This is a genomic window from Arthrospira sp. PCC 8006 (genome assembly GCF_046480465.1).
Classification (GTDB): Bacteria; Cyanobacteriota; Cyanobacteriia; order Cyanobacteriales; family Microcoleaceae; genus Limnospira; species Limnospira platensis.
On record NZ_PKGG01000231.1, the window covers coordinates 1 to 7,974 of the forward strand.

Annotated in this window: 4 protein-coding genes; 1 reads left to right on the top strand and 3 read right to left on the bottom strand. The window is 43.9% G+C overall.

Annotated elements, in window-relative coordinates:
- From B9T16_RS23230 to B9T16_RS23240, 3 genes are all read right to left on the bottom strand, one after another.
- Positions 1-5,712 (bottom strand): DUF4157 domain-containing protein (locus B9T16_RS23230; protein WP_410245887.1); only part of this gene is annotated, 5,712 nt, incomplete at its 3' end.
- A gap of 163 nt (positions 5,713-5,875) precedes the next feature.
- On the bottom strand, positions 5,876-6,130 hold the full coding sequence (locus B9T16_RS23235; RefSeq protein WP_006618151.1) for a Nif11-like leader peptide family natural product precursor: 255 nt from the start codon (positions 6,128-6,130) through the stop codon (positions 5,876-5,878).
- A 2-nt stretch (positions 6,131-6,132) separates the two neighbouring features.
- Entirely contained in the window at positions 6,133-7,266 is a 1,134-nt protein-coding gene (locus B9T16_RS23240; RefSeq protein WP_006618150.1) for a hypothetical protein, read from the bottom strand.
- A gap of 91 nt (positions 7,267-7,357) precedes the next feature.
- On the opposite strand from B9T16_RS23240, the gene B9T16_RS23245 reads away from it, so the two are divergent.
- A partial coding sequence (locus B9T16_RS23245; protein WP_410245888.1) for a tetratricopeptide repeat protein occupies positions 7,358-7,974 on the top strand: 617 nt, incomplete at its 3' end.

Genomic DNA, 7,974 nt, shown 5'->3' on the forward strand with positions numbered 1-7,974 from the left:
TTTATCCTTATTTTTTTTCCGTTTCTTCTTATCCTTTTTCTTGGCTTTCGACTTTTTCCGTTTATCCTTATTTTTTTTCCGTTTCTTCTTATCCTTTTTCTTAGCTTTCGACTTTTTCCGTTTATCCTTATTTTTTTTCGATTTCTTCTTATTCTTTTTCTTGCCTTTGGTTTTGGTTTTTTTATTCTTGCCTTTCTTCGACTTATTTTTCTTCGATTTTTTCTTATTAGATACTTTATCCTCAAAAGCACCCATCATAAAAGATGTCGGATCCAGCAGACTCAAAACCGTGCCTACCGACGAAAAAACACCGCCCACCACCTTGTCAACCGGAGATTTTAATTTAGTAATCACTTTCTGGATCTTCTTAGGAATACCTCCTAAACCCAAAACACTAGCTAACATCCCCAAAACCAACGGCAGAATGTCCGCCAATGCCTCTTCAACAGCCCGAGAAATTTGGCTCACAATTTGAGATATAATCGCATCCATCACCTCACCCAGTGCTTCTAAGACCCCCCTAATCATGTCCATATTGTTGATAAAAAATATCAGCAGATCAACAATAGCTTTAGCAATTTTCAGCACTCCAGAAGCAGGGTTAGTCAAACTCAAAACCCATTGAATCCCCGCTATCACAATTTGAGGAATCACCACCTCAAACATGATGCTACTCATCAACACCTCTTTCATCSTCGATAAACCGGATTTAATGAAGTCCCACAACACCATCACCCCTTTACTGGGGAACTCCACGATCGCCTTAAAAAAGCTCAACGCCAAAGCCGGTAAATCCTCCGGTATCGATTCCAAATACTCTTTTAACGCCCCCGGACCCTTTTCAATCAGAGTCGTTAAAATATCGCTCGCCCAATCTGGTAACTCCCCAGATGCCAGTTCCAAAATATAATCTTTACTCAAACCCAAAACTTGCAGGATAATATCCAGAATTCCCCGCAAATCAAACTTATCGGGAAACTTGATCGGCATATCCATTCCCAATAGCCAATCAAACAAAGCATTTTTCAGGTGAGGTACAATATTTTTACCAAAGTTTTTAAATCCCTCACCAACCCCACTAAATAGAGCATCCATAATCCCACTGGGGTCGTCAATAAACGCATCCAAAAAATCCCCCGCTCGATTTCCCACCCCCGGAATCATCTTAATGACTGGCTCCACAATTCGTAAAACCTGCCGCAGAATCCACGCCGCCAGCTTCGCAATAACAGCCAGGGCTTTAGAAATTAAACTTTTATTTTGGTCTTTTAACTCTTTAATACGCTTATCAATTTCCTTAACACTCGCTTCATATTTCTTAGTTAAATCATCAACCAGTTTATTTTGTCGCTCACTAATATTGCTTTCCAAACTATCAAATTGCGCCTGCACATTTCCCGCTGCTTCCGTGCCAACTGCTTTCAAACTGTCCGGCAAATTAGCCACATAATCCTTCACGCTATCGCGTCCTTCTTGCACCGCATTTTTCGCATTCGTCAATTCTTCTTCAACAATATCCGCAATCCTATATATCCCCGCTTTCTGTTCCTCAATAAATACTTCCCGAGCCACCCCATAAATACTATTCACTTCGTCCGGGAGGCCCGTAAAAATTTTATTGATCGCCCACAGCGGGCTATTAAAAAATCTTTTCAGATAAAAGCGAACTCTCACATAAGCCCAACCCGTTTTAATCTCTATCCATGGCAACCACAGAGGGTTCCTGTTATAATAATAATCATGTTTCCACTTTTCAAATAATTCTTGTTGTTTCGCTTCAAATGCTGCCCTCGCTTTCTTATTTGTCGCTTCAAATTCAGCATTAACCCTAGCATCCATCCGTTCCAGGATGCCATTAACATTCACTTGAGTTGTGTCGTAAATTGCCTGAATTTCTTGGGTAACTCTCGCCCGTTCACCTTCATCCTTATGTTGCGCTTCCGCTTGCGTATTAGCAACATTAATAAATTCCTGCGATCGCCCCTCAAACATTTGTTCTTGAGAGTCAAGAACCGACCCAGCTTGCACATCAAGAGTTTCTTCCTGAACCCCCTCTTCTTCTTCCCTAAATTTTTTCCCCGTTTCCGCAACATTATCTTCAGCTTTTTCCACCGCACCCGAAACATTTATTCCCGCTTCCGACTCATACAATTCCAACCGATTTTCATCAAGAACTACCTTCCCTTCTTGAGTCGGTTTTTCTGCCGTAAATCCCTCTTCTTTCCGTTGAATCATCCTTTGGGATTGCACCATCCCAGTATTCACCGAAACCCCCTCAGTTTCCCCTTCTATCTCCTCCTCTTCTGGCGATTCAGTTGCCCCCTCTGGCATCTTCATCACCACTTCCGCCATGCGATCCGCTTCCTGTTCGTATTGATCACCCGCTGCGCCAACAATTAACTTTTTCTGTAGCTTCTGGGGAATTAATTCACCTAGCGCCTCCTGCGTTTCCTCTAAAGGCTTTTCAACATCCTCTTCTGACTGAGATTTCGGAACAGTCGCCTCCGCATCTATCGCCTCTGGAATCGGCGCTTCTCCCGTTTCTTCCATCGGATCTGGCGTAGGAATTGAAATCTTAGGCTCCTCCAGTTCCGGTGCCGGCTCCCGTGTCGCCGACTCTTCCAGTTCACCCCCTGAATCGTCCTTACTGTGTTCAACCTCTTCCAGGATATCTTCCGTCGCTTCAGATGCCCCCTTTCCACCTTCCACATCTTTCTGACTGTCCGGCTTATTTTGCTCTAAAATAGCCAGCAAATTACTGATAAATTCCTCCTTATTAAACGCTTGTACTTCTTTATGCGAAGCCTCTTCCGACTGCGACGCTTCGGCTTCTCGCATTTGCTGCTCAGTATCTACCGAGGCATCTTGCGCCTCTCTCGCTTTATCCTGGGCTGGTTTGTGGCTACTCTGTTCCGCTGCTAGATGTTCCGTTTGTGTCACTGCCGCTTGAAATGCCGGATCAGCATTAGGCGATCGCGGCGCAGGTTTACCACTCAAATCCGGCGCTTCCACAACACCCGGATCCTTTAATCCTTCCTGAGTTCCCACCGATTCTAAAAAGCCATCTTCCGGACTATTTTCTTTCTGTTGTTCTTCCGCCTCTCCCTCCGGTTTCTCTTCCCCTTCTGCCTCCGCTTCAGCAGCTTCAGCATCCCCTTGTGCTTTGATTTTTTTCGCCTCTTCTAAATCTTTCTTTTTAGTCGCTTCTTCTTGGCTTTCTTCTTTAGTTGCTTTTCCCTGTTCTGATTCAGTCGTTTTATCCGACTCTTTTTCTAAATTTTCACCTTTACTTTTCGCTGCTTCTTCATCCTCAGCGTCCAGCAATTCTTTCGTTTTATCTGCTTGTTTGTCTGTGTTTTTCTGGGTCTTCTCAGCTTCCGAAAAATCTCCCCCCTCCTTTTTCTTACTCTCTATTTCTTTTGCCCATTTGTCACTGACACCTTTTTTGTCTTTTTCTAAATTCTCTTTTTCCTCTTTAGCTTTCTCCTCTTTCTCCTCTTTCTCCTCTTTCTCCTCTTTCTCCTCCTCTTTTTCCTCCTTTTTCCCCTCATTTTTTCCTTGGGAATTATCTTCTTTCTTCTGTTGAACTATCGTCTCCTCTGTCACCTCATCATCTTGTAGTTGATGATTATTTGTATCAGATGTATTTTTACTCTTTTTATTAATCCTTTTTTTCTTATTTTTAGACTGCTGTTTTTTCTCTTCACTATCTCCCTCTTTCGCATCTTTATTTTCTGCCTCTTTATCCTCCTTTTTGTCTTCTTTCTCTTTCTCTTTCTCTTTCTCTTTCTCTTTCTCTTTCTCTTTCTCTTTCTCTTTCTCTTTCTCTTTCTCTTGTTCGTGTTTTTTCTGTGCTTCCTCTCGTTCTTTCTTGATTTTTTCCTCGAACTTGGATTTTAAACCCATCCCAAAAAAATCCGGTTTCCGCTGAATTTTTTGTGTTTTTTCCCGAATTTCCTCCGTCGATTTAGACTTCACTTTCGGCTTCGTTTGTTGTATAGTATGAGTCAGTTCATGGGCTAATAATTTTTTCCCACTCTCCGAGTCCGGCTGATACTCCCCTGTATTGAAATAAATATCTTGACCGTGAGTAAATGCTTTAGCTTCCAGATTTTGATTCATCTCGGCCGCTTCCCCATCAGTATGAATTCGCACTTCTGAGAAATCCTGACCAAACCGCGATTCCATAAACTCTTGCGTTTCCTCTGGTAGAGGATTGCCGCTTCCTTTTTTGGCTTTTAGCTGTTTTTCAATATCTTGACTCGCTGCAAATGCACCCTGATAACCGCGTTTTTTATCCTGTTTAAATCGACGATTATTTTTAGTCTTTTTAGATTTTAGCGTAATATTAACATTTTGCTCATCCTCACTTTCTTCCGTAGAATGAAGAAGACTATAGGGAATAGCCGCACGCCGACGGGGACGGTGGCTATTGATGCGTTGAATAGTCGGAGAAACTACCGATTTTGTCTCCTCTTCCTCCCGTTGAATTGGTGGGGATGTAGCAGGTAAATTCATCGACATCACCAGATCAGCCATGTGATCTGCTTCTCGTTCGTATTTGTCCCCAGGTGCGCCAACTATCAGTTGAGGTTGAAAAGATAAACCCCCAGAATTCCCAGCAAATGGTTTTAAATTAATACTAACATTCTCTTCATCTGAACGCTGAATTGGAGAACTACCCACAGAGGATATTGTCGCCGATAGCGGTTTTAAATTAATACTAACATTCTCTTCATCTGAACGCTGAATTGGAGAACTACCCACAGAGGATATTGTCGCCGATAGCGGTTTTAAATTAATACTAACATTCTCTTCATCTGAACGCTGAATTGGAGAACTACCCACAGAGGATATTGTCGCCGATAGCGGTTTTAAATTAATACTAACATTCTCTTCATCCGAACGCTGAACTCTGCCGATCGCCTTCCGTTGCATTCGGTTAATTTTCCGAGGGCGATCGCCTCTATATTTCCGTTGAACTCTCGCCCCTGTTTGCTGAATTGTATGGGTTAATTCATGGGCTAATAACCGCCTTCCTCCCACCGAATTTGGGTTATATTGTCCCGCATTAAAATAGATATCATTTTCGTGAGTAAATGCTTTCGCCCTCAAATTATGACTTAGTTGAACCGCCTCACTATCCGTGTGAAGACGAACCCCACTGAAATCATTTTCAAACCGAGACTCCATAAACTCGCGGGCTGGGTCTGGAAGTGGAATGCCGCGACCTTTACGCCGTATAATGCGATTGGCAATCTGAGAAGAAGCCACAAAAGACCCCCCTCCTGTTGGCTGACGTTGTAGTTGCGTGTCCGGCTGTTTGGGTGGGTTTTCCTCCGGTGGGGGGGCGGACGGCGGCGCAAGTTCGTCCATTTCCCCTATCTCTTCTCCACCCATATCCGTTTCCGCTTCCCTGTCTTCCTCTTCTGGGGGAGTTATCAGCCGTTTGGGTTGCAGTTTGGCTGGCGTGTAGTCCAGGATCGAAACTCGGTCAAATTGGTAGCCCGAAACCCGATAAGATTGGGGTTGAATTTCTGATGGTGTTGGCGGAGAAAAAAACCCCGATCGCCCTTCGCTCAAGGTTTCAGTTGTCGCGGTTTCAGTTTCCCCGGTACCGGTAAACGATCGCCCACGCGGTAAAGTCTTCTTCGTCTGAACTCTCGAGGTCGTGGGTGATGCTTGTGGCGCTTTGGTTCTAATTTTTGACATTTTTACCCCCTTAACCCTTATTATTCAACCCTTTAGGGGTTTGCCACTGCCAGACAAAATCGGCGATCGCATAACCTTTGGCGCTAATTATTATACAGTTTTCCACAGAGGAGCAGCATAAATGTTAACTAAAATTCACAATGGTTAGGAATCAATCCGTATTTTAACTAGAAAAACAGATCGATTCTATCAGTTGAGTTAGCAAAATGCCGGCGTAACCAGCAGAAATACCAGGGTTATTCTCTAACTCAAGGACCAGTTCACCAAAATCTTCAGTTAGGGTAGTTTCTAATTCTTTGATAGTCATATTATATCCAGCCGATGCGGCAATTTTCAGCAAGTCTTGAATGTTGTCAGCCGCCATAATTTTGTTCTGCAATTCTGGATGATTCGCGATCGCTTCTATAAATGCTCGCATATTTATAATTTTACTCCCCAAGATTTAGTATTGATCCAGCCAGGTTGAACCCCTAAATATGCTTTAAATTCTAAAGGTATTCCCCGGCGATAAGTCAGTTTTAAATAAGCTAATCTCCGAAATAAGACACTTTCCCAATCCTCACCCAGAAGTTGAGAGCGCCGCCGTAAAGTGTCCGGCCACTTTTCCGGGGAATCTCTCTCATGGGTCAAGCCCCCAAAACTCAGGATTGCGTCTCGTTTTTGAGGTAGACAAAATCCGGTTTTAACTAAACCATCAAGAAAGATTTGCCAGGCTTGTCGATTTTCTAAATAGCATTCTACCGCTATTTGCTCACTGAGACTATTCCCATCAATTTCTAACTGTAAATTAGTTTTATTTATCCCCACAGATAGCAGAGCTAAAATTGCTCCGATACTATAGCGATCGCCTAACCATCCCAGTTGTTCAAGATACCCATATATTTGTGTAGGAGAAATATCAGCTATATAAAATCTGAGCGCCTGAGAATTTCGACTCAATAAAACCCCACTTTGAAATAATTTTGCCGTTGGAGGTAAAGCCTGGAAAGTCTGGTGAATAATTTGGCTTTGTCCAGAAGTTAACCGACTGTCTAGCCACCAATTGAGATGATTTTCTAAATCCGCCACCTGTTCCGAACCCCAAAATACACTGGGAACCGGAATGACTCTATCAGTAGTTAAATCCCCCGTTAAATCCCCCGTTAAATCAAACTCTAACCATAAATCATTAACAGTCCGATAAAAGGATGTCTCAGGGTTAGACCATTCCCGGCAAAATAGGCGAATTTTTCGCCATACTGGATGCTCAATTAACCGAGAAGACAGGACGGGAATTGTCGCAGAACCAGCCAACAAATGATATAATTTCGGAAGCGTTTCCACGGCTTCACCGCCAGCGAGGATGTCGCGACCTCCGTTTTCGGGAACCACCCGCAAAAACAGATCAGCTTGAGGTTGAGGGTCTGCTAGGCGACATTCAAACCCCACCAAAGACGCGATCGCACTAGGGAAATGTCCCCCCACCGCCGCCAAATGGCCCAGGGATTCCGGCGAAATTAAATCCGGCGAAATAGCAGGGGCGATCGCCTCCCAATAATCAGTCAGACTTGCCATAGGAAAATCTTTAAATTACATTAAAAAAACCAGGCTTGGCTTTCCTAAGTTCTATAATCAGCCCCATGATGAAAATTGAAACCCAAAAACCATGAATGGGGCATTGGTGGGCATTCTAGCAAAACTTGGGAGTTTCGGCAGTATCATCCTAACGGCATTATTGTTGATGTCCGGTAGGGCGATCGCCACCTATACCACTTTAGTCCAAATCCGGCAATTACCAAGGCTTAATCGCCCATCTATCCCCCCAGTCAACCTCCCTCAAGCCAGAAATCCCATTTTTCCGAACCATGGGTCGGATACACTATCAATGTCAGTCCCAGAGCCCCTGCAATCTTTACCCACCCCACCCTCTCCAGATCCCGGAAATTACGACTCTCTCGAGGGGTTAGAAGATTTCGACTATTGGGTGAATCTTTGTCGCCTATTAGTCGATCGCCAAGAGTATCAAAAAGCCCTCAGTGCTTGCGATCGCGCCATTATTTTAAAACCCAAAGCCCTGGAAATATGGGTAGAACGAACCCGTATTTTATTGGCTATCCAACAGTATACCCAAGCGATCGCCTCCGCTGACCGAATCCTCGAACGGGAGTCGAAATATTCCCGAGTTCTCGCCTATCGCTGCACCGCATTATCTGCTTTAGGGCGCTACCAAGAGGCCATGAAAGATTGCGACCAAGCCTTAGAAATTGACCGCCGTTGGCATGA

Excerpts from the sequence above, each read along its gene's own strand:
- B9T16_RS23240 (WP_006618150.1), bottom strand. The coding sequence starts at position 7,266 with ATGGCAAGTCTGACTGATTATTGGGAGGCGATCGCCCCTGCTATTTCG.
- B9T16_RS23235 (WP_006618151.1), bottom strand. The coding sequence starts at position 6,130 with ATGCGAGCATTTATAGAAGCGATCGCGAATCATCCAGAATTGCAGAAC.